Genomic DNA, 22,888 nt, shown 5'->3' on the forward strand with positions numbered 1-22,888 from the left:
AGAATGACGTGCGACTTTCGGCACGACCCTAGTGATTGTGCCCTGCGTGCGGATCGACCGCGCCGCCAGACTTGTTTTTGATCGCTAGGTGAATCTGGTAAGCGCCGCGAGCCGCGATGATGTCGCCTGGCGAGATCGATCCATCGTTGGCGACAACGACCGATTCTTGATCGCGAAATTCGACATGAACCGGCGCCTGTTCAAATTGATCGCCGTTTTGTCGATAGACGTACGACTCGGCGCCTTCTTCTACAACGGCCGCCACCGGCAAGACCAAGCGATCATTCCACTGCTCGATCGGAACATGTACTTCCATCCGCTGTCCTGGCTTAAAACGCCATTCGATATAGCGCTGTCCGCTGGGACCGGCTCTGTCAGTAACGACGTCGTTGGGGAGACTGAGATAAAAATGAAACGCTCGCGATTGCGGGTCGACAACGTCCGAGAGATACAACAGCTGCAAGTCCTCGATCTTTTCGGGTTCGCCTTTGCCGGACAGCAATTCGGCAGTGACGGGCCAACCGCTAGCGGCAGCTTCTCGTAAGCGCGCGGCGTCATCTTCAAAGGCATTTCCTTCAATGTACAACTCGCAATGATCGGCGAGCACGCCAAGTTGCTGCCCTGCTTCAACTTGCTGACCGACATTGACGGTGATGGTCTGCATGTGGAAATAGTGATCCATCGAGCAGGACGCCCCATCGTGCGAATGCTCGGGGGCCGAAACCGTCAAGGTTTGAAATAGCCGGCGTTCTTGCGTGATTGCGTCGACTTGTTGCTGACTTAGACCGTGCAGCAACAGCGCCTGACGATCGGCTTTCAACGAAGCTTCCAGCTTCTGCTTTTCGTATTCCTGCTCCAACACGCGTTTGCCCGGCACGACCCCTTCAGTCAGCGACTTCAAACGCTTGATTTCGGCATTGACCACATCCAAGTTTTCGGTCGCACGAATCAGATCGCTTTGCGCGGTGACCAGCTCTTCAAAGGTCAAGCGAATCTCGAACAGCGGACTCCCTTCCGCCACCGCCGTTCCCTGCATCGGGTAGATCTTTGAAACGACACCGGTCAAGGGAGAAGAGATATGGATCTGCGTGCGACCGGCGCGTTCGACCACAATCGCCGGCAGATTGATCCGCCGCGTATAGGTCCCCAACTCTAGCGTCAACGGCTGAAAACCAATGTTCTTTAAGCCATTGGCGCTTAGCTTGATCGACGACACGTTTGTGGGGGCGGCGTGATCGTGAACATCGTCGTGCGCGGCGGCGCCCTCTGGTCTACTTTGCCACATCCAGTAACCTGACGCAGCAGCCGCGCCAACCAATACTCCGGCCACGACCAACGTCGGCCAGATCCAACTTGAACTCATATTTTGGGGAACGCTCATCTGATTTTCCGATCTCATGCCCAAAGCTGGATGCACGTTTCGTGAGTCGCACGAAGGATATCCAGGACCAGCCAAAAATTGCCAATTCGCGATAATCACCGCCGGAAGGTCACCAAGACCAGCCCCCACGGCGCCAAGCGAAAATGGAACAGCGTCGATAGAAACGGATTTAGATCCGCAACACGCCTAGCGCTAAATGTCGGCGCATAGAGGCGCCGCTAGCAAAGATAGAATCGAGAGCCGCAGATGGGGGCGAATTGAGCTCGCAAACCAAGCTCTGGGCGGCAACCGCAGCCAGGAAATTAAGTTGTGTCCAGCTATCATCCAAAGCAACCGCGTCGCTAGAACCCAATACGACAAATACGCATTTCAGCTCTGTACAATGCGATTCATCAAGGGGCGTATCACGGTGCAAATCCTCCGCCACCCAAGTCGGCGTCTGGCCATCTGACGCATGCTTTGCGGCAGCATGCGAGTGGCCGCAACATCCGGTCTGTACATCAGTTAGCGTGACTTCGCATTCGACTTGATCAGCCGAGCAACAAGTCCCAGCAGCATGCCCATGATGCGCGCAACAGCCGACGATCGCATGCCAAAGCATGGCCGAAATCGTCAAAAGTACGATAAAAGGACGCATCACAAAACTTGGTCTAGATGTGCAGATTTCTTGATCCAGACTAAATTATCGGCGATACGCCTGAACAAGCAACAGCACTTTCTGCAACATCTGACCAGGCGGCAAGCCGCCGGCACGCCCGTTTTGAACAAAAAAAGCCGGATTCACACCGTGAATCCGAGCTAAAAATCAGATCTAACGTCCTCGGCGGTTGCCAAACCTCGAGCTACTCCGCCGCCGGACGAAGATTCTCCGGCAGCGTGACTTCGATCTCGACCAGCTTGTTGATCCCGCCGTCGGCCTGCTTGTGAAGTTCAAAGGCGTCATAGAGCTCGCCGATCGCAGTGCGAGCCTCAAACCGCAGTTTGCCTTGGTCGATGTTAATGATTTGATACAGCTGCGTATCTTCGCCAAGGCGTAGCATAAACGGCCACCGGGTATTGGGATACATCTTTGGACCACTCACCGAGACGACATAGACCGTACCGCTTTGCTTGTCGACGTTTTGCACGCCGCTCGGCACGTTCACCGTCCCTACCTTCACCTGTTTGCTGGCTTGCTGCTTTGCCGGGTCTACGGTCCTACCAAAGCCAGAGTAGTCGCTCTCCGACACTTCAACGCCAGGCACGTTGAAGCCGGTCCGGCCATAGGTATGATCATGTCCTTGCAGCACGAGATCGACTTTGTATTTGTCAAAGATCGGCTTCCACAGCGCTCGCAATTCGGCGTTGTCACGACCTTTGCCGGTCGAATAGATGGGATGATGAAACGTGCAGATGACCCAGGTCGAAGTATTATTGGCCAATACTTCTTCAAGCCAGGCAACTTGCTCCGCTTGCAGCTCGTTGCTATTGAGGCCAATGATCCGCATGTTATGGTAGACCAGCGTATAGCAGGTTTCTTCGAGACCACGGGGGCCATGGTCCGGAAAAGTAAAGCTTGCTCGCCAATGCGGAGACAACCGTCGCTCACCACCTGCATCCTTCCCATGCTCATGATTGCCCGGAATCGCAATACTGGGGACCATTGCGTTAAGCCAAGCACCGGCGCCAAACCACTCTCCCCATTCAGCGTCTGATTCGCCGCGATTGACCAGGTCGCCTGCGTGCAACAAAAAGGCTGCCTTGGGAGCATCGCGATACGCTTCGCGGATCACGCGCGACCACATCGAGCGCAGATTGTTTTGCGCGTCGCCAAAGTAAACAAACGAGAACGGCTCTGGCTTTTCGGTCGCGGTCGAGAACTGAAACCACTCACTCCAATTGACGCCATCTCCAACTCGATACGCATAGCGCGTCCCCGGCTGTAGATCGGCAAAAGTGACGCGATGAAAATGGGCCGTGTTGATGTCGGTCTTCAGCGCCTCCGAGGTCGCTTCGTGCTGAGTCGCCTTGGCCGGAAAACCGGGCCCTGCTTCGGCTACCGCAATTTCGGCTAGACCTTGGTCGACAGCGACCGATGTGCGCCAAGTGACTGATTGAGTGGTGCGCGGATCTCCGTTCCAGGTCAACACAATCCGATCCGGCATCGCCGTGGGTGCGTACATCTCAGCCGGTTTCACCGCGATCGGAGCATGGGTGTGATCCTCTCCTTCATGAGCCGAAGCGGTTTGACAAATCGGTAAGAAAGCGAGACCACAGAACATGAACACTCGATAGATCGTCATAAGAACAACTTTGTGCTTAGGGCAAAAAGAAACGGAGAAAAGCAGGAAAGGACTACGCGGTACGATTGTCTCGCCCCCCTAGTCGCCAACCGGATAGTCGACCGCGTAATTGATCTCAGGCGTCGCCTTGGCGAGTTCTAAAAAAGCGGCTTTGGTGATCTTGGTATCTTGCAACTCGACCACCACCAATTCAGGAAGTTCGGCCAGACGCTTCAGCGACTCGACCGCCGCATCGGTCAATTGAATCTGTGCAAGTAACAAGCCGCGTAACTTTGAATTGCGGCTAGTGAGCGTTTCCATCAGTTCAGCAGCCATCGGATCGTCGATGGCGGAATAGCCCAGATTCAATCGATCTAACTCCGGAAACGACCCGAGCGTTCTGATTACTTCTAGATCAACATTAGAATGACTGAAATCAATCAGCTCCAACTTGGACAACGGGGCTAAACTTGCGAAACCTTTGCCTGTAACCGCGGTCGACTTCAGGTAGAGCGTTTTTAATTTCGTGAGCGATTTTAAATTCGCCATTCCTGCGTCGGTGATATTTGTTGTGCTTAGGTCGAGCAGGACCAGGTTTTCTAGGCTGCCGATCGTCTCCAACGCCTGATCGTCGATCGGACACTCTCGAAGCATCAACTCTTCAAGCTGTTTCGAGGAAGCTAATTCCTGAACGCCAACCGAGGTAACCGCGGTTTGCTCTAGATAAAGCGACTTTAACTGCGGCAGCGTGGCGCAGATCGCCAGTGATTTGTCAGTAATACCGCTGCGATTCAGATTGAGTCGTTGCAGAGAACGAAGCTTTGTCAGATGCGCCGCTGCTTCGTCTGTCATCTGGGACGAGCCAGCGTTTAGTTCGATGACGGAGCCATCGTCCCCATATTTGACGTCGACCATCGCCAGTTGCTTAAGTGCGGAAACCGCCTGTTGCTCTTCTCCGTACCTGCCGGTGAAAAACGACTGAAAGCCCCATGCAGTTCCCAGGACGCAAATCAGTAGTGCCAAAAAAGCGAAGATGGCGGTTCGCACTCGTTTTGGCGCCGCCTGCTGGTGATCAGCTTTGATCGTCATTTGAATCCCACACCCAGACCAAGTTTTGAAGAAGGTAGTCGCGACGATCGCCAGGGAAGGAGGCTGCAAAATAGCTCCTTCCCTTCTCCGCGTCATGTTAGCTGCTAAAGGGTCTTGGCAAATCCTGCTCGACTTGGGGTATCCCTGTAACCCATCGTAATGAAATTGCGACTATCGCCTAGTTTCCGACGTGCTGGATTCAGCATTCACAACGACTATTCCTCAAAGCTTCATCAACCTTTCGCGAAATCCGATGCTCGACTCGATAAATTGTCGACGAGCGAAACCCAGGGGATGCCTGGTAAGACCTGCAATTTCTATTGAAGACCAATCATTCGCCAGCTGGGCGACTTGGGCGACAAGCTTGCTGGACTCTTCACGAGAACGATTCTCTTTCTTCCACTTTTCGAATAAGGATCACGAATGAGCATGACACACGCGCGAACATCAAGTCGCGGCTTTACCCTGGTTGAATTACTGGTGGTGATCGCCATCATCGGCGTACTAATCGGCCTCTTGCTGCCCGCCGTTCAAAACGCACGCGAGGCGGCGCGACGCATGCAATGTGCGAACAATCTGAAGCAGATTGGTCTGGCGCTGCACAACTACCATGATTCGGTTCGATCCTTTCCCCCCGGCACGCTTTTTGGTGACGACGAATATGGCTGGGCCTGCATGATTCTGCCGCAGATGGAGCAAAAAAATATCTACGATCAGATTGATTTCACTAATCAGGCGGATGGCGTAGCGATCGCACTGCAACCTGGTGTAACCGATCAGGTGATCAACGGTTATCTCTGCCCTTCCAATTCAATGACGCTGACGCATAGTCCCTATCGCTCGGCCACCCTAGGTGGACATGCTCGCAACGACTATAGCGGCAGCTTAGGCACAGACTCGACGATTACCGGCATGTTCGGGAAAATCAAGGACGAACATCGTCCGACAAAGTTGCGCGATGTTTTGGATGGAACGAGCAACACGATTGCCGTCGGCGAGGCCTATACGCGAGACATGCGGGCAATCGATGGTCCGACACATCCGAATGCTGGCGATTTCAAGGTCTGGATTGGCACGAATGACCAACACCAGAACGTGATCGCAGAAGCCGCCCCAGAGCATATCCCCAACAGCACGCGCGATGACTCGTTCGCCAGCCAACATGCAGGCGGAGTGCAGTTCACCTTTGCCGATGGTTCGGTCTCGTTCATCTCTGAAAACATCGACATGGTGACGTTCGGACGATTGGCCGACAAAGCGGATGGTGAAGTCGTTCAGCGACCGTAAAGTCGGCCTGAATCCAGCACAACTCGCAAGGCGAAAGCTGCCGCTGGGATTCGCCTTGCCTTTCATCTTTCCGTCGATTGCAGGCGTTTGCTGAAGGATCCATTACTACAACGCGCCAAGACGAACTGCCGGACCACCACCACACACAAGGGGCTTGTCGATGTTACGAGACTCAATTTCTACAATCGCTACTTCTGCTTTGCTAATCGCGCTGGTTGGATGTAGTCGCCCGGACTACATGAAAGAGGTCGCGCCAGTCCGAGGAACGGTTCAGCTAGATGGCAAGCCGGTCACCGAAGGCTACGTATTATTCACACCGGATGTGCAAAGCGGCGCCGATCCCTTGTCGTCAGGCAAATCGGCCAGCGGAAACATCGACCGCGATGGCAAGTTCGAGCTTTCGACCTATGGCGACAAAGATGGCGCCATGGTCGGCGAACATACCGTGACTTTCTTCCGCCCTGACCCAGAAGATGACGACATGTTTGTCAAAGATCGCTACATCCCAGGCGGCAAGTCCGTAAAGATCGAAGTGCAGCCAGAAATGAATCAGCTGGAGATTCAACTGCACAAACGGGGCAAAGCCGAAATCACCCGTGGCGGCTAAGTTTTGCACCGCCGATCGTCCCCCCTTGGATATAGGAGAGCGCGTGTCGCAACTTTTGCGACACGCCATGATAATTTTGGCTATCGCAGAAGCAAAAGCAGACACGCAGTTCGTCCAACGCAACTTGTCACATCAGTCCCCACTGGATCACTGGTCCGCAACGCTGCTTGCACCGCAGTCGATTGCGCCCTTGGTCTTCTTCCGCATTTTTTTTGGCGTGATGATGCTGTACCACCTGTACGGCATGACCGTGGATCATTGGATCCATTTCTTTTACGTGGCTCCTGAGTTTCACTTCACCTATCCTGGCTTTGGGTGGGTCAAGCCTTGGCCGGGTGACGGGATGTATCTGCATGTCGCCGTAATGGGGATCGCCGCGATGGGGATCTCGCTGGGCTTGTTCTACCGCTGCAGTGCGTTTGTATTTTGCCTTGGGTATACGCATTTGTTTTTGATCGAAAAGGCGCTGTATCAGAACCACTGTTATCTGATCTGCTTACTCAGCGGCATCCTGATTGTGATTCCAGCTCATCGGGCCTGTTCGCTGGACGCCTACATTGGCTTGGTGCGCAAAAGCAATTCAGCGCCGACATGGTCGTTATGGCTATTGCGACTGCAATTGGGCATTCCGTACTTTTACGGTGGATTGGCGAAACTTAACTACGACTGGATGAACTCTCAACCGATGAAGCTGTGGCTCGTGCGACGCAGCGAAGTCCCTCTGGTTGGCGAACTGCTGACTTGGGAATGGGCGCCGTTTTTGTTTTCGTACTCTGGCATCCTACTTGATCTGCTGATTGTGCCGGCGCTGCTTTGGAGACGCACTCGTCTGATCGCTTACGTCGCAGCACTTGCATTTCATCTGATGAATTCGGTCCTCTGGGATATCGGAATTTTTCCTTGGTTCATGATCGGCGCGACGCTCCTCTTCTTTCCTGCCGAAAGCCTGCGAAGGCTGCTGCGATTTCCACCGCCAGAAGAACCTTCGGCAGCGGCTTCCTCAGCGATCTCGCTGTGGCAACGTCTGCAGTTGGGGGCGATTGGCCTCTTTTGTTTTTGGCAACTGCTGCTGCCGCTGCGACATTTCACTTATCCCGGCGACGTCAGTTGGACCGAGGAAGGACATCACTTCGCTTGGCACATGATGTTGCGTGAAAAAGATGTCGGTATCCGGTTCTATGTTGTTGACACAGAAAGCAGGCAGCGCGGCTTGATTCGCGTCGAAGATTTTTTGAATGAGCGACAATTGAGTCGGATGGGTAAAGATCCCGATATGGTCATCGAGTTTGTGCATCATGTCCGCGATCATTATCGCGAGCGATCTGGCAAAAAACTCGAAATCTATGTGCTGAACATAGCTGCATTGAACGGACGCAAGCCACAACTTTTGATGGACCCCACAATCAACTACGCCGCCGTCGAGCGGGGCTGGAGCGCTCAGCCCTGGATCAAACCGCTCGAAGAACCGCTGCTCACCCAAGGATGGTCCGCTCCGCTAGATCAATGGGAACAGATTTTAGACCTGGATCTGCCTGAAATGATGCGCGGCCCCACAACAGATTAGCCCGCCTTAGCGATCCGTGCCATCTGAAGATGCCCGCCTGCTAGTCATACCTCTCTAACACCTCTCACGAGAATCTTCCGCTCCTAAGCCTCCTCTGCATGCCGGCAACCACCGAAGCTTGGATAAGACCAACCTCACAGATTGCCGTGTAAATTCGATCCTTTCTAGAAAACCCACCTCGGCCATCGTGGAACCAAGCTCCATTCAATAGTTGACAGCTAGGGCTAGTCCTGTATCATGTGGTACGTACCACTTAGGACAAGTCGCTTTTCGTCCGATGGTCGCCGGTATGATTGAGCCTACCGGGCGGTCCAATATTGCATCGCGCTCCCCCCAAATCCTTCGCTTAAGGCCGCAGATGCCTTCTTATTTAGATATTGCGATCGTCATTGTCTATCTGCTTGCGACGATTGGCATTGGTTTGGCCTGTCGCGGCAAGCAGCAAACGGACGATGACTACTTCACCGCCGGGGGCGGCTTTTCTCAACTGTTTGGCGCCTTACTTGTCGGTCTTAGTATCGCCGCGACATTTTTTAGCGGCATCAGCATGCTGGCTTATCCCAGCGTCGCCTATAAAACCGGGCCCGGCATCGGAATCGCGGCGCTTGCGCTGCCGCTCTCCGGCTTGCCGGTGCTCTTTTGGTTTCTGCCGAGATATCTTGCACGCAGCGGGCGCGAACCTTACGGATTGATCGAAACTCAATTTGGTTACCCGACCCGCGCCCTCGCTTCGAGCATGTTCATCCTTCTGCGAATCGGCTGGATGGGAACGCTGATCTACGCACCAACTGCGGCGCTCATGGCCGGGTTTCAGCTTCCTCCTGCCTGGTTCTGGCCGATCATTCTAACGATCGGACTAAGCAGCACGCTCTATTCCGCTTGGGGCGGTCTGCGCGGTGTGATTGTTACTGACGCAATTCAGTTTCTTGTCCTGATTCTCGGAATCCTGTGGCCAATTATCCATGTTGTCACGCACATGCCGGTCAGCCTATTCAGCTTCATGTCCGACATGGAAAGCTCAGGTCAATGGAGCGCAATGAACACCTCCTTGAACCTGACCGATAAGCGAACGCTCTGGTCGCTACTCGCCGGCATCCTGGTCTCGAACGTCGGCATCTATATGGCCGATCAGATGTCGCTGCAGCGATATCTGGCATCCGGAAACTTACGATCTGCTCGCCGCGCGTTTTTCGTGAACCTGGTCGGCGTAGTGATCGTTACGCTGCTGCTGACGACGCTCGGCATCGCGATGGCCGCGTGGTACGGTCAGCCGTCGCAAATCGCGCCCGAAAAAATCGATGACGTTTTCCCACGCTTTGTGGCGACGGTCCTTCCACCGGGCGCAGCCGGTTTAATCTTCGCCGCCATCCTGGCTGCAACAATGAGCAGCATGACCAGCGGCATTAACTCATTGGCGGCTGCGATCTCGCTCGACTTTGCCCGCCACTTCCATCATGATCGCACCCCGCTGCAAGCATTAAGGTTCGCTCGAAAGTTGAGCGTCGCAATCGGACTAATCGCGACCGCGACCGCCGGCGCAGTCAGCTACTTGGGCAGCATTTTTGATATTGCCCAATCGGTGATCGGCGTCTTTTTGGGGCCGCTCTTGATCTGCATGGCGTTTTCAGTATTTCAAGTCCGCCTCGGCAGCCGCAGCATGATCGTCGGCATGCTGACCGGGACCATCACCGGCTGGGTAGTCGTCGCGTCACCGTGCGATAGTTTATGGGTAGCGCCCTTCTCAGCGTTGGCCTGCTTGGTGGTAGCGCTATGCGGTAAACTCTTTCTGCAACCAGCGTCAGCAGACAACCCGGACGCAAGCGAATCGCTCGATCTCGGCGAACCGCCATGCCCTGCGGTCGAGCAAGAGTAGGCGGTCGCCGGAGAAACGAGGAAACCGGTCGCCGGCAGGATTTCTCGTGACATCGTTCTCGCGTTTCACTACGATAGAGAGCTCCCCTCCGCTCCCTCCCTCCTATCGCAGCGAATCGTCGACATGCCTGACGACCCTTTGGCAAAGTTGCCCCGCCGCCAGTTTCTGCAAGGCGCAATCGCCGCCACCACGTTGGCGGCTTCACCGAGCAACTCGCGCCCTGCTCTCGCGGCGGACAGCCAACCGACTCCCGATCGAATTCGAGCTGAAAATGCGCTGCCCGGCGCCGATGATTGGCAACTGACTCGGGTTCGGGTCGATGCCGATGGGTTCCGCTCGCCCTGGATCGAAGGGTACTGCTCGCGGCAAAGCGTGCTGCCTGGTGAGAAGCTCGACATCTACGTTTCGACCAATCCGGCGAGATCTTTTCGGCTCGAACTATTTCGCATGGGGTATTACGGCGGCAGCGGCGCGCGGCTGATGAAGACGCTCGGCCCGCTGGCCAGCCAAACCGAATCAACGCCGACGCCTGGCGAGAAGAACTTGCATGAGTGCCGCTGGAAATCTACGGTCCAGCTGACGATTCCCCAGGATTGGACCAGCGGCGTTTATCTCGGCAGACTCACTACGATTCCTGAGCCTGGAGAAGCTTACTGGCAAAGTTATGTTGTGTTTGTTGTTCGCGATGAGCGCCCCGCCGACATCCTGTTTCAAGTCAGCGACAACACCTGGCAAGCCTACAATCGCTGGCCCAACAACTATTCGATTTATACTCATCCCAAGGGGAACCAAGGCCCGTGGGCGGATGTCAGCTTTGACCGTCCTTACGGCCGCGAAGCCCAACACCAAGGGGTGGTCAACGATCCCCGCACCGTCGGCTCTGGAGAGTTCCTGCCGTTTGAGTTTCCCCTGGCCTATTGGCTCGAACAGCATGGCTATGACGTTTCGTATTGCTCTAACAGCGACATGCTGACGCCTGACCGCGGTCTCCGCTGCAAGTCGTTCATCAGCGTTGGTCACGACGAGTACTGGGATTTGCGGCAGTTTCGCGCGGTCGAGAAAATGCGGGACTCAGGCGTCAATCTGCTCTTTCTCTCCGGCAACTCGGTCTGCTGGGTGACGCCGTTCCAAGCAAGCAGCAGCGGCGTCGCCAGCCGGATCATCTCACGCGGCGGACCTTACGGCGCCGGCAATGCGTACGCGGTCGGTCGCGAGCGCGATCATGGCCCCTTTCCCCATCGTGGTCCGGACGAAGGATTACTGATGGGCGCTCGGAATGTCGAACCGGTCAACGGCGGCGGAGATTGGATTGTCACCCAGCCGCAGCATTGGATGTTCGCCGGAACCGATCTACAGCAAGGGGAAAGCATCCCCGGGTTGGTCGGCTGGGAATATCACGGACAACCGGCCGATATCCCCGGCTTGCAAGTGGTTGGCGCCGGCACCGCCTGGCAAGGTGGCGTCAATCCGCAGCAATGGACCGCGACTATCTATCCCGGAGCCAAAGGCAATTTTGTGTTTAACGCCGCGACTATCTTCTGGGCTCAGGGGCTAAGCGCGCCGCCGGGGCATGTTCTGCCTTGGTCGCATTGGAGTCGCCCTCATGGGCCTGATCCGCGCGTCCAACAGATCACGCACAACCTACTGAAACGAGCGATCAGCAGCTAGTTTACGCTTTAAGTTTTATGGAAATCCAACGATGATTCGCCCGATACTCGCCTGCTTGAGCCTTCTGCTGCTAAGCAGCCTGCCGACGCTGGAAGCGGCGGAGCTTGCATCCAACGTGCTGCAAGTTCCTGATGGATACACCGTCGAACTCGCCGCTCCAGCCACGCTAATTGCACATCCGCTGATGGCCGATTTTGACGAGCAAGGTCGGCTATATGTCGCCGCGAACTCGGGTCAAAATCTACCTCGCGCGGAGCTTGAAAAAGAACTGCCTAATTTTGTGCAACGCTTGGAAGACGTCGACGGCGATGGTGTCTTTGATAAGGTCACGATGTTCGCCGACAAGCTGACGTTTCCGCAAGGATGTCTCTGGCACGCCGGATCGCTTTACGTTGCATCAAGCGGGGCCATCTGGAAGTTTACTGACAACAATGATGATGGAGTCGCCGACGAACGCGTTAAACTGGTTGGCGACTTTGGCTACACCGGCAACGCTGCCGATATTCACGGCCCATTTATGGGGCCTGAAGGTCGACTGTATTGGTGCGAAGGACGGCATGGTCACGAAATCAAAGATAGCACCGGCACGCTGGTCAGCAAAGGGAAAGCGGCTCGCATCTTTTCGTCGCGTCTGGACGGCAGTGACGTGCAAACTTACTGCGCCGGCGGCATGGATAATCCGGTTGAAATTGTCTTTACCCCTGCCGGCGAGATGCTGGGTACCGTCAATCTGATGTACGCACAACCGCGCGGCGATTGCCTGGTGCATTGGCAACAGGCGGGCGTCTACCCGCGAATCGATTTTGTCGAAGGGCTGGCGACCGAATTCATCCGAACCGGCGATCTACTGCCGGAGGTTCATAATTTTGGGCATGTCGCCGTTTCGGGGCTCTGTCGCGATGCGACTGCAGCCAACTCGCTGTTTATCACGCAGTTCAACACCAATCGGATCGTCCAGGTCGACTTGCAACCGAGCGGATCGACGTTCGCCGTGAGTCGCGTGCAAGACTTCGCCGTCTCGCCCAGCAAAGACTTTCATCCCACCGATGTTATGCAAGACGCGGATGGCTCGCTGCTGGTGATCGATACCGGCGGCTGGTTCCGGATTGGTTGTCCCCAGTCCGAGTCGGCCAAGCCTGACATCCGCGGCGCGATTTATCGGATCCGCAAAACGGAACCGACGAAAGAGCAACCACCGGTAAAGGATTCGACGCTCGCGCTGCAACAGCAGATTTGGAAACTCCGCCGCGACGCGTCGCCTGAGTCGCTTACCGAACTAGCGAAGTTCTTGCAACATCCAGAATCCACCGTTCGTCAAACGGCCGCCAGGTCGCTACTAGATTGGCCCCGCAGCACAGAAACAATCGCACTGGCGCCGCAACTATTATCGATGCTGAAAACCGGCGAACCCAGCGAGCGTCGTGTCGCGGCGACGGTCCTAGCGCGTTGGGCCAGCGATATCCCCACACTCACGCCGGCGCTGCTGCAAGAGTTAGCCCGTCCCGACAACGACCCAGGCATTCAGCACGCGCTGGTGCTGGGACTGATTCAATCGGGACAGCGCGATCTGCTTAGCAAAGCGCTGCTTCTTCCCGCGGCCGAAGTCGCCAGCGCGGCGGCGATCGCCCTCGAACAGTTGCGGCGTCCGCAGATTGATTTGGCCAGTCAAGAATGGCTGGAGATCCCCGCTGCATCGCTGGGGCAACCCCTAACGCCGGAGCAGCGGAGCAACTTGCTAAAGCGCGAACAAAACCTGCTGACCGGTGATCCGCAGCGGGGCAAGCAGCTATTTCAGTCGACCAAAGCGGCCTGCAACAAGTGCCACCAGATCGGCGGCGAAGGAGGCCAAGTCGGTCCTGACTTGACCACCATCGGTCGCAGTCGCGGGCGCCGAGATCTACTGGAGTCTATCTTGTATCCCAACGCCACGTTCGCGCGCGGCTTTGCGACTTATGTGGTCTTGACCGACCAGGGACAACTTCACAGCGGCATCATCCTGGGCGAAAGTACCCAAGAGTTACATTTAGGAGTCGACAAAGCAAACTCTGTCCGCATCGCCAACAACAGCATCGAAGAAATCCGCAGCAGTGATGTCTCGATCATGCCGCCCGACTTTCACCAAGTGCTGTCAGACCAGGAACTGGCCGATTTAATTGAGTATTTGGAGACTAGAAAGTAAGGAAGAAAAGCGGAAACCGGAAAGTGGATGAAAATCGCTCTCCGCTTTTACGCCTCGCTCCAAAAGACCGCCTGCGCCGTCTTGCGCAGCATCCACGCTTTGTCTTCGGCGGTGAGAAAGTCGAGCTTGTCCCGAATTAGCGAAATCGATGCGGCGTAGGAATGCTTGTTTTGCACTTGATAGGGACAATCGCTTGCCCACATCAAACGCTGAGCGCCAAAAGTATCGCGTAGACGTTTGACCATCGGGCCTAAGTCCAGATAAGGAGGCTGCTTTTTTCCGAGTGCGTAGAACGCCGATGTTTTCACATGCGTCAACGGAAACTCCGCCAGCTTGCAAAGATTGTCTAGATCCTGAGGCTCGATCGTGCCGCTAACTCCGATCCGCGAGAAGTGATCGACCACGACTTTGGTTTTTGGGAAGCGGCGGCACAGTTTTTCGATCGCAGGCAACGCGTCGGGGTTCGCCAACAAGCAGATCGCTTGGCCGGTATCGGCCGCTTCTTTCCACATAGTCGCCATCTGCGGCGAACTGAGCCAAGCATGGGTGGACTTGGCGTCAGCGTACAACCGAAATCCGCTGACCCCCTGCTCTTGCAACTGTCGCATCGTCTCACCGACGCGCGGCTTGTCGTGATCAACGATCGCGACCCCGCGGAAAACGCCGGGATACTTGGCGATTTGGTCCAGCATGTACTGATTGTCAAACTGATAAAAGCTCATCTGGATCAAAACAATCCGATCGACGCCGACAGGACGACACTCGGCGAACAATTCGTCCGGCGTAAAGCTGGCCGGCTGCATCGCCGATTTGTCATAGTCCTTCCCCAGCGGATAGGCGGTCGTGTCTGGAGTCCAGACATGCACATGCGCGTCAATAAAGCCAGGCTCCTTAGCTTCTGCCGCTAGACTGATCGATGCTCCGGCGACGGCCACCGCAGCAGTTTGCAAATATTGGCGACGGGACATCCACGGTTGTTCAATCGAGTTGCTCATCACAAAGCCCCTTGTAGTTCTGTTTTTTCTTCTTCCCAATCAAGCGGAGCGATCTGTCGCACCATCGCAACATAGGCGAAAACTCCCACAATCAGGATGACGGAAGCAGCGGCGAAGGCCGAGTAATAACTGCCGGTTTCTTGCACCAACCAACCAGTTAGCGCCGGCGAAATCGCGCCGCCGATATTGCCGATTGCATTTTGCAGCCCTGTCCATTGCCCGGCGGCGTGGGGTCCGGCCAGCGTTTGCGTAACCGCCCAGACATTAGAAGTGTAAAGCCCCAGCGATGCACATGCCAGACAGAGGAGTAGCACGCAGTACTTCAGATCTGGGGTCACCACCGCAGCGAACATAAAGATCGAGCATAGGACCAGCCCGCCGATCAAGAACGTCTTGCGAGCCAAAGTCGCTGTTGCACCGGCCTGAATCCAACGATCGGCCAGCCAACCGCCGCACAACGATGTCGCCGCCATCGCGGCGAACGGCAGCGAACCAAGCAAAGCCATCGACTCTTTCGAGAGATGTCGCGAGTCCTCTAAATAAGCTGGCAACCACGACAGCAAAAAGGCCCACGTATAACCGAGACAGAAAAATCCGAGCGAGGTCCCCCAGACTTCCAGACGATGAAACAGCGCGGAAAAAGGTACGCTCGCACGCGGCTTCACCACCGTATCCGCCGCTGGTTTCTCTTGCGAAGGGACCAACCACAGCCAAAGCGGCAACCAGAGCAAGCCGCCGAGTCCGACCACAATAAACAACGATCGCCAGCCGTTACTCGCGACCAGCAGCCCTCCTAACAACAGGGCCAACATCGGTCCCAACTTGGTCGCCGCATCAATCAGCGCATTGGCGATGCCGCGCCGACGCTCAGGGAAGTTCATCACAATCATCCGCGATGTCGCCGGATATGCGATGCTTTCTCCCACCCCCAGCATCAGTCGCAACAACAAAAAGATGGCGAAACTGCCGGCGAACGCCATCGAGACGGTCGCCAACGACCAAATCAAAAAGCCGCCGGCATACAGCCATTTCACGTCAAAACGATCGACCAACCAGCCGGTCGCGACTTGCGACAGCGCGTAGCTCCAAAAGAACGCCGAAAAGAGCCAGCCCATCTGGACGTCGCTCAACTGAAACTCGCCGGCCACATCGGTCTTGACGATCGCGAGACTTCCGCGATCGATATAGTTGATGCCGATCGCCAGCACCATCAAGGCAAGTAACGTCAGAGAACTTGCTGTTTTCGTAGTCATTCGCTGGTCCTGTCGCCCAAAAAGAATTCAATCAACCGGGCAGCTGCGTGACGATCGGGCTAAGGCAGAACTGATAGTAGGTTTCGCAGGCCTGGCGAAGCTGTTCGATTTCGATCCATTCGTCGGCGGTATGTGCCTGGGCGATCGAGCCGGGACCGTAAACCACCGATTGTGCTCCGGCCGCGGCCAAGCTGCTCGCGTCGGTGCAGTACCAAGCGCCAACTTTTTCTCGCGGCCCCGAGATCGCGGTGATCTGCTGCATCAGCCGATCCACCCAAGCCGGGTCTTGGTCGTCCGCCAAAGAATCGGCGTCAATCCAAGGCGCGTGCATCACAAAGTCGGCCGAGGTCTGCTGGCGCAGATAAAGTTCCAACTCGGCCAAAACCTGATCCGAGCGTTCGCCGGGGCTTGTCCGACGATCAATTTCAATTTCGCATTCATGCGGAACAATGTTCACGCTGGTGCCGCCGGTGATGCGGCCAATGCTCAAGGTTGGCGATCCGCACAGTGGATGCTCGCCCACACGCTGCGGCAACTCCAGTGCATACTTTTGCAACGCTTGAATCACCTCGGCCATCCCGTAGATCGCGCTGATCCCTTCGTGCGGTCGCGAACTATGACAGGCCACACCCAGCGTTTGCAGCTTCCAACGAACCACACCGCGATGGGCCACAATGATGTTCAAGTCGGTCGGCTCAGCGACGATGCAGAAGTCCGGTGGAGAAGTCAGAAAGGATTCGTTTGGGTCGGCGCCGTTCCAACTGCGGGCCAAGTGACGAACGCCCGTCGCGGCGAACTCTTCGTCGCAAGTACAAGCCATGATTACATTCGCGCAACCCACAGGTCGCTCGATCGCAAGTCGCGCAAAAGCGGCCAACATCGCCGACATTCCCCCTTTTACATCACAAGCGCCGCGACCATACAGTCGGCCCCCTTTGATCATCGGCGTAAAGGGGGCGATCGCCATGCCATCGACCGGCACCGTATCTTGATGCGCTTCCAGCATGATCGTCGGCGCAGCAGGATCAAAATCTAAGCGGGCAACCACATTGCAGCGGCCGTCGGCAACTTCTTGCACTTCGTACGGAACGCCGAGCAGATTAAAAAACTGAATCAACCAACGGGTCATTCCGTGCTCAAAAAATTGCGCACCAGTCAGATCAGCGCCGCACGGATTCACGCTGGGAATCGAGACCAATTCCTGGAGAATTTCTAGCGGATCTGGCTCAGCAATGGATGCCGTGCCATTGAAATTCTGCGGCTTGCGAAGTTCCGTTTTCACGTGGGCTCGTCCTCTCTCGGAGATAATCTTCATTCTCACTGCGCTCGACTTGGGGGTGTCGCTAATCATCGATCTGCGTCTCAGTAATTACGAAACCGAACTCTTTTCCGCCTGCGTCGCAGGCGCCTGCGAGTAATCCAACAATTCACGCAGCGCCGTCAAATATTGCTCGACATCCTCTTCGGTGTTATACCAGTGCAACGCCGCACGAATCCGGCGGTCGTCTCCTTGTACAAAAATCTGTCGCTCGGCCAACTGCTGCTTTAACTGGGCAGACGCTTCGTAGGCAAACGGGACAATCCCAGCTTGTCGCGACTCGGCTTCTGGAACCAGCGGCGTTAAACCAAGTTCAACCAAACTGGCGCGCAAGTGACTGACCAGCGGCGCTAGTTGTGCCGCACGTTCGATCACCAATTCTGGCGTATGAAAATCAAGCGCAGCCGCCAACGAGTAGATCGAATCAAAGTTGGGCATCCCCGCTTGAAAGCGCTGCGCGTCGTTGCGGGGATGAAACGTCTCAAGGCGATCATCGGCAAAGCAACTTGCGGCGGAGAGCCAACCAGCTGGGCCCATCAATTCGCTGGCAAAGACCCTTGGTCCAGCTGACAGGATCGCGGCGCCGTGAATCGAATTCATCCATTTAAACGTGCTGGCGACCATAAAATCAGCGCAACTGCCGTCCACCGCTACGCGGCCTGCCGCTTGAGTCGCATCGACGCACAACAGCGTCGGCGTTCCTTGTACGCGCCGCCAAAGGGGCGTCGGATCGAGCTGCTCTCCGGTCGCATAACTTACTTGGCTGACGGTGACCAATCGCGTTCGCTCATTGATCTTCGCCAGCAAATCGTCGACACAGATTCCGTCGTCGCCGGGATGTACGATCCGCAGTATGACGCCGCGGTTTTGCAGTGCGACCCAAGGGAAGATATTGGAAGGAAACTCGCTTGAAGTGAAGACCACTTCATCGCCGGGGCGCCAATCGATGGAATGCGCGATCGTGTTCAGCGCTTCGGTCGTGCTGCTGACCAGCGCGATTTGATCCGCGGTGACCGAAAAGAGTCGCGCGGCGCTCTGCTTGGCCCGATCGTACTGCTTCCAGAACTCGACGCGTCCTGGTTCACCATGCGATTTGGCCGTTAAGTATTGTTGGACGGCGTCAACGCAAGACTGCAGCGGCAACCCTTCGGCCGCCGTATTGAGATAAGATTTGCCATCCCAATAGGAGGCGTTGAATAGTTGCTGCGACGATGTAAAGCACGACATAAAGTGGTTTCGCAAGGGAGAGGGTCAAAAATCGTTGCGCGTGTCGAAGTCAATCAGGCCAGGATGCCGTGATGCACTTCGCCGTGGACGTCGGTCAAACGAAAATCGCGACCAGCATGCTTGTAGGTAAGTTTTTCATGATTCATTCCCAACAGGTGCAAGAGCGTTGCGTGCAGGTCATGAACGTGCATCTTGTTCTCGACCGCATAGTAGCCATAGTCATCGGTGGCCCCGTAGCGGATTCCGCCTTTCACGCCACCTCCGGCCATCCACATGGTGAAGCCTTCAGGATTGTGATCGCGTCCGTCGGCGCCTGCTCCTTGGCAAGTGGGCGTCCGGCCGAATTCACCACCCCACAAGACCAACGTATCTTCCAGCAGGCCGCGCTGTTTCAAATCAGTCAGCAGCGCCGCTATCGGCTTGTCGACCTCAGCAGAGTTCTTGGTATGCCCTGCTTTCAAGTCGCCATGCTGGTCCCATTGCACTTTGGAGTCGCTATGAGTCACCTGGATGAAGCGGACTCCTCGCTCGGCAAAGCGACGAGCCAGTAAACATTGTCGACCAAAATCTTCGGTCATTGCGTCATTGAGCCCGTACATTTCTAAGGTGGCCGGCGTTTCTTCGGCCAGATTTTGGGCGAGCGGCATTTCGGTCTGCATTTGATAGGCAAGCTCAAACGCTTGAATCCGCGCTTCCAGCGACGCTTCGGGGCCCGATGTCGCCAGATGCTCTTGGTTCATCGCTTGCATCAGGTCAAGCTGCATCCGTTGAACCTGAGAGTCCCACTGCGGATTCGCGATGTATTTGACCTCGGCCTTGGTCGAGGGCTGCGAAGCGACGCCGAGCGGCACGCCTTGGTAGCGCGCCGGCAAAAAGGCGGAGGCCCAATTTTTGGCGCCTCCATGAGCAAAGGTCGGGCAAATGGTGACAAAGCCCGGTAGATTGTCGTTCTCGGAGCCCAGTCCGTAGTTAATCCATGATCCCATGCTAGGACGGATAAAGTTGTCACTGCCGGTGTTTAGTTTAAGTGCGGCGCCGCCGTGAGAGGGATTGGTTCCATGCACCGAGTTAAGAAAGCAAATGTCATCCACATGCTGCGCGACATGCGGAAAAAGCTCGCTTACATGGATGCCGCTTTCGCCATACTGCTGAAACTTCCAAGGAGAGCCCAGCAAATTGCCTGTCGGCGCAAACTGCACGCGCGGCTTTTCAAAAGGCAGCGGCTTCCCATCGTCGCGTTGCAGCTGCGGTTTGTAGTCGAATGTGTCGACATGCGAGGGGCCTCCCTTCATAAACAGGAAGATCACCCGCTTGGCCCGTGCCGGAAAATGCGAGAGCGTGGAAGCGGCGCTGGCGGTCGCAAGACCGGCCGGCCCTTGGAGCATCGCCTGCAACGCGAGATATCCAAAACCGACCGCCGAACTGCGCAACAAGCAGCGACGGCTGAGTAAGTTTGGGGAGATTTCGTGGTTCATCGCTTACTCCACATAGGTGAACTCATTCGACGCCAACACGCTCTGGCAAACCGCCGACCAAGCAGCCTGCTGCGGATCGGCCACTTTGGCGTCTCCTTGCAGCAGCGGCTCTAGCCGCGCCGCGTAGCTCAACAGACGGTCGACTTCGTGCGGCTGCGGCAGGCGCCCCAGCGCGATTTCGTACAACCGCGGCACGCGCGCCTCTCGATCCTGCGGAAACTCTTCAATCAACCTTTTCGCTAACCCTTGCGAAGCAGAGAGAAACAGCGGACTGTTCATCGCGTACAACGCTTGCGGCGCTACCGTCGACATCCCTCGACTGCCGGTGGTGACATCGGCAGTCGCATAATCAAACAGCGAAAACCCATCGTACATGTTGTTGCGGATCACCGGCAAATAAATCGAACGGCGATAGGTGTCATAATTGGTCGCATCTTTGGACGTATGATCAAAGACCAGCGTCCATTTTGGCAAATCCAAAACAGACTCGCCGCGACTGCTATCCAAAAGTCCGCTCACCGCTAGCAGTGAATCTCGCAGCGATTCGGCGTCCATCCGCTGCACATCGGCGCGCCAGTGCGATTTGTTCTCGGGATCGATTTGCTGATTCTCGGCAGTCGCTTGGCTGCTAAACTGGTAGGTCTCGCTCAGCATAATTTGCTTGTGCAATTTTTTAATCGACCAACCATTCTCCATCAGCTCCGACGCGAGCCAGTCCAGCAGCTTAGGCTGCGTGGGAGCTTCTCCGAGTCGTCCAAAGTTGTCGGTTGTCGGCGCAATTCCTTTTCCAAAATGCCAGCCCCAAATCCGGTTGGCGGCCACGCGAGCCGTCAGCGGATTTTCTGAATTGGTAAGCCACTGGGCCAGTTGCAACCGCCCGCTTTCGGTTTCACCAATTTCGAGGGCGCCAGATCGATTCATCACCGTCGGAACGCCGCGCTCGACCGATCTCCCGAGCAACAAATGACTGCCGCGAATGTGAATCTTCGTATCAGCGGCCGTCCCTTCTTCGACAGCCATCGCGGTCGGCAACGGCGGAGCAGCGGCGGTCAATTTCGCAATTTCGGCTCGCAAGCTCGCGAGTTGCGTTTTGGTTTCGGCAGGGTATTTCTCCTCGGCATCGGCCGGAACGGCGCTGTCGGCCGCAGCGCCCATTTCTACCAGCAGCGCCGCATTGGCCGCTTTGACCATCGCGGCCAGATCGGCCTGCTTAGTCTTTAGCTGCTCGTCAAGTTCCGCTTTGCGTTGGATTTCTTCCTCGGTCGCCAACGTCTGCTCGTTGTACTTGGCGATCACGGTAAAGTTCTGCATCGACTTGGTGCTTTTAAAGATCCCCGCCAACGCGTAATAGTCGGCCGTGTAGATCGGATCAAACTTGTGATCATGACAACGTGCACAAGCGATCGTCATGCCGAGAAAAGCCTGGCCAAACGTGTCAATCTGTTCGTCAATGATGTCCATTTCCATCTTGACTTGATCTTTCTCGGCCAGCACCTTGGGCCCCAGCGTCAAAAAGCCGGTCGCAATCACGGACGAATAATCGCCTGTTGCGGCGCCCCGCTGCTCTTGCTGTTCCAGCAGATCGCCGGCAACTTGCTCTTGCAAAAAACGGTCATACGGCTTGTCAGCGTTAAATGCGTCGATCACATAGTTTCGATAGCGCCAAGCATCGACAAACCCTTGATTCTCATCCAGCCCATTGCTGTCGGCGTAGCGAACGACGTCCAACCAATGCCGGGCCCAACGTTCCCCATACCGGGGCGAACTCAACAACCGATCGATCACATGCTCAAACGCCGACGGCGTTTCGTCCGCGAGAAACGCGGCGATTTCTTCAGGCGTAGGCGGCAAACCGGTCAAGTCCAACGTCGCGCGGCGGATCAGCGTCCGTTTGTCGGCGGCTGGACTGGGGGTTAAACCTTGCTGCTGCAAATGCGAAAAGTTGAACGCGTCGATCGGATTCAAACCCTCCTTACGACCTTCGACCTGAGGAATTTCGGGACGCACGATCGGCTGAAACGCCCAATACTTTCGCGCCTCAGCCACATCAATCGCACCGCGCCGCGGCATGATCGAACCCGCCGCCGCAGTGCTCTCGGGATGCGGTGCCCCTTGCTTGACCCATTGTTGCAGCAGCTTGATTTCGTCCTCGGCCAACTTCTCTTCCGGCGGCATCTGCAGCAACTCGTGCTTGTAGCTGATCGCAGTTAGCAGCAGACTCTCGTCCAAATTGCCCGGCGTCACAGCCGGCCCCGAAGCCCCGCCGCTGATCATTCCGGCATAGGTATCCAAGCGCAGCGCTGACTCCTGCGTATCCTCGCCGTGACAATCAATGCATTTGCTGATTAGCAGCGGGCGAATCTTCGACTCAAAGAACTTCAGATCCTCGCTGCTGGGCTCTGATGGTTCGGCGGCTTGCAACTCCCACAGCAGCGGCAAGAGCAGGAAAAGCGTGAAGCTTCCAAGATGTCGTCGATGGTAGAGGGATGTCGACATACAGCTCTCTTTTGGCAGGAATTTCGTACCGCTCAAAAACAAGCGAACTTGTAAATCCGCAGCAACCAAGCGCTTCCCAGGAAAGCTCCGTGGGAAGCAGCGACGGGGCGGGGCTGACTGCCGATTATCGTCAGACGCTACTAGGCGGACGGGGGGGCCTAATAGCCCTCGGCGGCTCTGCGAATCACGTCAATACAGTATACCCCTGCTACGAT

15 protein-coding genes are annotated in these 22,888 nt (G+C 56.0%); 6 read left to right on the forward strand and 9 right to left on the reverse strand.

Annotation, left to right across the window (positions count from 1 at the left end; genetic code table 11):
- Nucleotides 1–28 precede the first annotated feature (28 nt).
- From SH421x_RS17565 to SH421x_RS17575, 3 genes are all read right to left on the reverse strand, one after another.
- Nucleotides 29–1,381, reverse strand: a complete 1,353-nt coding sequence (locus SH421x_RS17565) for an efflux RND transporter periplasmic adaptor subunit (RefSeq protein ID WP_488850901.1) — start codon at nucleotides 1,379–1,381, stop codon at nucleotides 29–31.
- Nucleotides 1,382–2,223: 842 nt separating this feature from the next.
- Nucleotides 2,224–3,663 (reverse strand): purple acid phosphatase family protein, encoded by a 1,440-nt coding sequence (locus SH421x_RS17570; protein WP_488850903.1) that lies wholly within the window; start codon nucleotides 3,661–3,663, stop codon nucleotides 2,224–2,226.
- 78 nt (nucleotides 3,664–3,741) lie between these two features.
- The gene (locus SH421x_RS17575) at nucleotides 3,742–4,731 is read right to left on the reverse strand and encodes a leucine-rich repeat domain-containing protein (protein ID WP_488850905.1); all 990 of its coding nucleotides are present in this window, start codon (nucleotides 4,729–4,731) and stop codon (nucleotides 3,742–3,744) included.
- 423 nt (nucleotides 4,732–5,154) lie between these two features.
- On the opposite strand from SH421x_RS17575, the gene SH421x_RS17580 reads away from it, so the two are divergent.
- The 6 genes from SH421x_RS17580 to SH421x_RS17605 all read left to right on the forward strand — a co-directional run bounded on the left by SH421x_RS17580 (nucleotide 5,155) and on the right by SH421x_RS17605 (nucleotide 13,909).
- Nucleotides 5,155–6,018 (forward strand): DUF1559 family PulG-like putative transporter, encoded by an 864-nt coding sequence (locus tag SH421x_RS17580; RefSeq protein ID WP_488850907.1) that lies wholly within the window; start codon nucleotides 5,155–5,157, stop codon nucleotides 6,016–6,018.
- Between the two features lie 160 nt (nucleotides 6,019–6,178).
- A complete protein-coding gene (locus SH421x_RS17585; protein WP_488850908.1) occupies nucleotides 6,179–6,625 on the forward strand; it encodes a hypothetical protein in 447 nt (148 codons plus the stop codon).
- A gap of 43 nt (nucleotides 6,626–6,668) precedes the next feature.
- Complete coding sequence (locus SH421x_RS17590; protein ID WP_488850910.1) at nucleotides 6,669–8,189, forward strand: HTTM domain-containing protein; 1,521 nt, start codon at nucleotides 6,669–6,671, stop codon at nucleotides 8,187–8,189.
- A gap of 358 nt (nucleotides 8,190–8,547) precedes the next feature.
- Nucleotides 8,548–10,062, forward strand: a complete 1,515-nt coding sequence (locus SH421x_RS17595; protein WP_488850912.1) for a sodium:solute symporter family transporter — start codon at nucleotides 8,548–8,550, stop codon at nucleotides 10,060–10,062.
- Between the two features lie 123 nt (nucleotides 10,063–10,185).
- Nucleotides 10,186–11,730 carry a N,N-dimethylformamidase beta subunit family domain-containing protein gene (locus SH421x_RS17600; RefSeq protein ID WP_488850914.1) on the forward strand — a complete coding sequence of 515 codons (1,545 nt, stop codon included), beginning with the start codon at nucleotides 10,186–10,188 and terminating at the stop codon, nucleotides 11,728–11,730.
- A 31-nt stretch (nucleotides 11,731–11,761) separates the two neighbouring features.
- Nucleotides 11,762–13,909: a DUF7133 domain-containing protein gene (locus tag SH421x_RS17605; protein WP_488850916.1), complete on the forward strand. Its 2,148-nt coding sequence runs from the start codon at nucleotides 11,762–11,764 to the stop codon at nucleotides 13,907–13,909.
- A gap of 47 nt (nucleotides 13,910–13,956) precedes the next feature.
- Here the strand turns inward: SH421x_RS17605 and SH421x_RS17610 are convergent, their stop codons facing one another.
- From SH421x_RS17610 to SH421x_RS17635, 6 genes are all read right to left on the reverse strand, one after another.
- Nucleotides 13,957–14,904, reverse strand: a complete 948-nt coding sequence (locus SH421x_RS17610; RefSeq protein WP_488850918.1) for an amidohydrolase family protein — start codon at nucleotides 14,902–14,904, stop codon at nucleotides 13,957–13,959.
- A complete protein-coding gene (locus SH421x_RS17615) occupies nucleotides 14,904–16,157 on the reverse strand; it encodes an MFS transporter (protein ID WP_488850920.1) in 1,254 nt (417 codons plus the stop codon). Before SH421x_RS17615 ends, SH421x_RS17610 begins: the two co-directional genes overlap by 1 nt.
- A 31-nt stretch (nucleotides 16,158–16,188) precedes the next feature.
- Complete coding sequence (locus SH421x_RS17620) at nucleotides 16,189–17,439, reverse strand: M20 family metallopeptidase (RefSeq protein ID WP_488850922.1); 1,251 nt, start codon at nucleotides 17,437–17,439, stop codon at nucleotides 16,189–16,191.
- Between the two features lie 87 nt (nucleotides 17,440–17,526).
- A complete protein-coding gene (locus SH421x_RS17625) occupies nucleotides 17,527–18,702 on the reverse strand; it encodes an aminotransferase class V-fold PLP-dependent enzyme (protein ID WP_488850924.1) in 1,176 nt (391 codons plus the stop codon).
- A 53-nt stretch (nucleotides 18,703–18,755) separates the two neighbouring features.
- Nucleotides 18,756–20,177, reverse strand: a complete 1,422-nt coding sequence (locus SH421x_RS17630) for a DUF1501 domain-containing protein (RefSeq protein WP_488850926.1) — start codon at nucleotides 20,175–20,177, stop codon at nucleotides 18,756–18,758.
- A 3-nt stretch (nucleotides 20,178–20,180) separates the two neighbouring features.
- Entirely contained in the window at nucleotides 20,181–22,673 is a 2,493-nt protein-coding gene (locus SH421x_RS17635; RefSeq protein WP_488850928.1) for a PSD1 and planctomycete cytochrome C domain-containing protein, read from the reverse strand.
- Between the last annotated feature and the right edge of the window lie 215 nt (nucleotides 22,674–22,888).

The sequence above is a fragment of the Blastopirellula sp. SH421 genome (assembly GCF_057808535.1).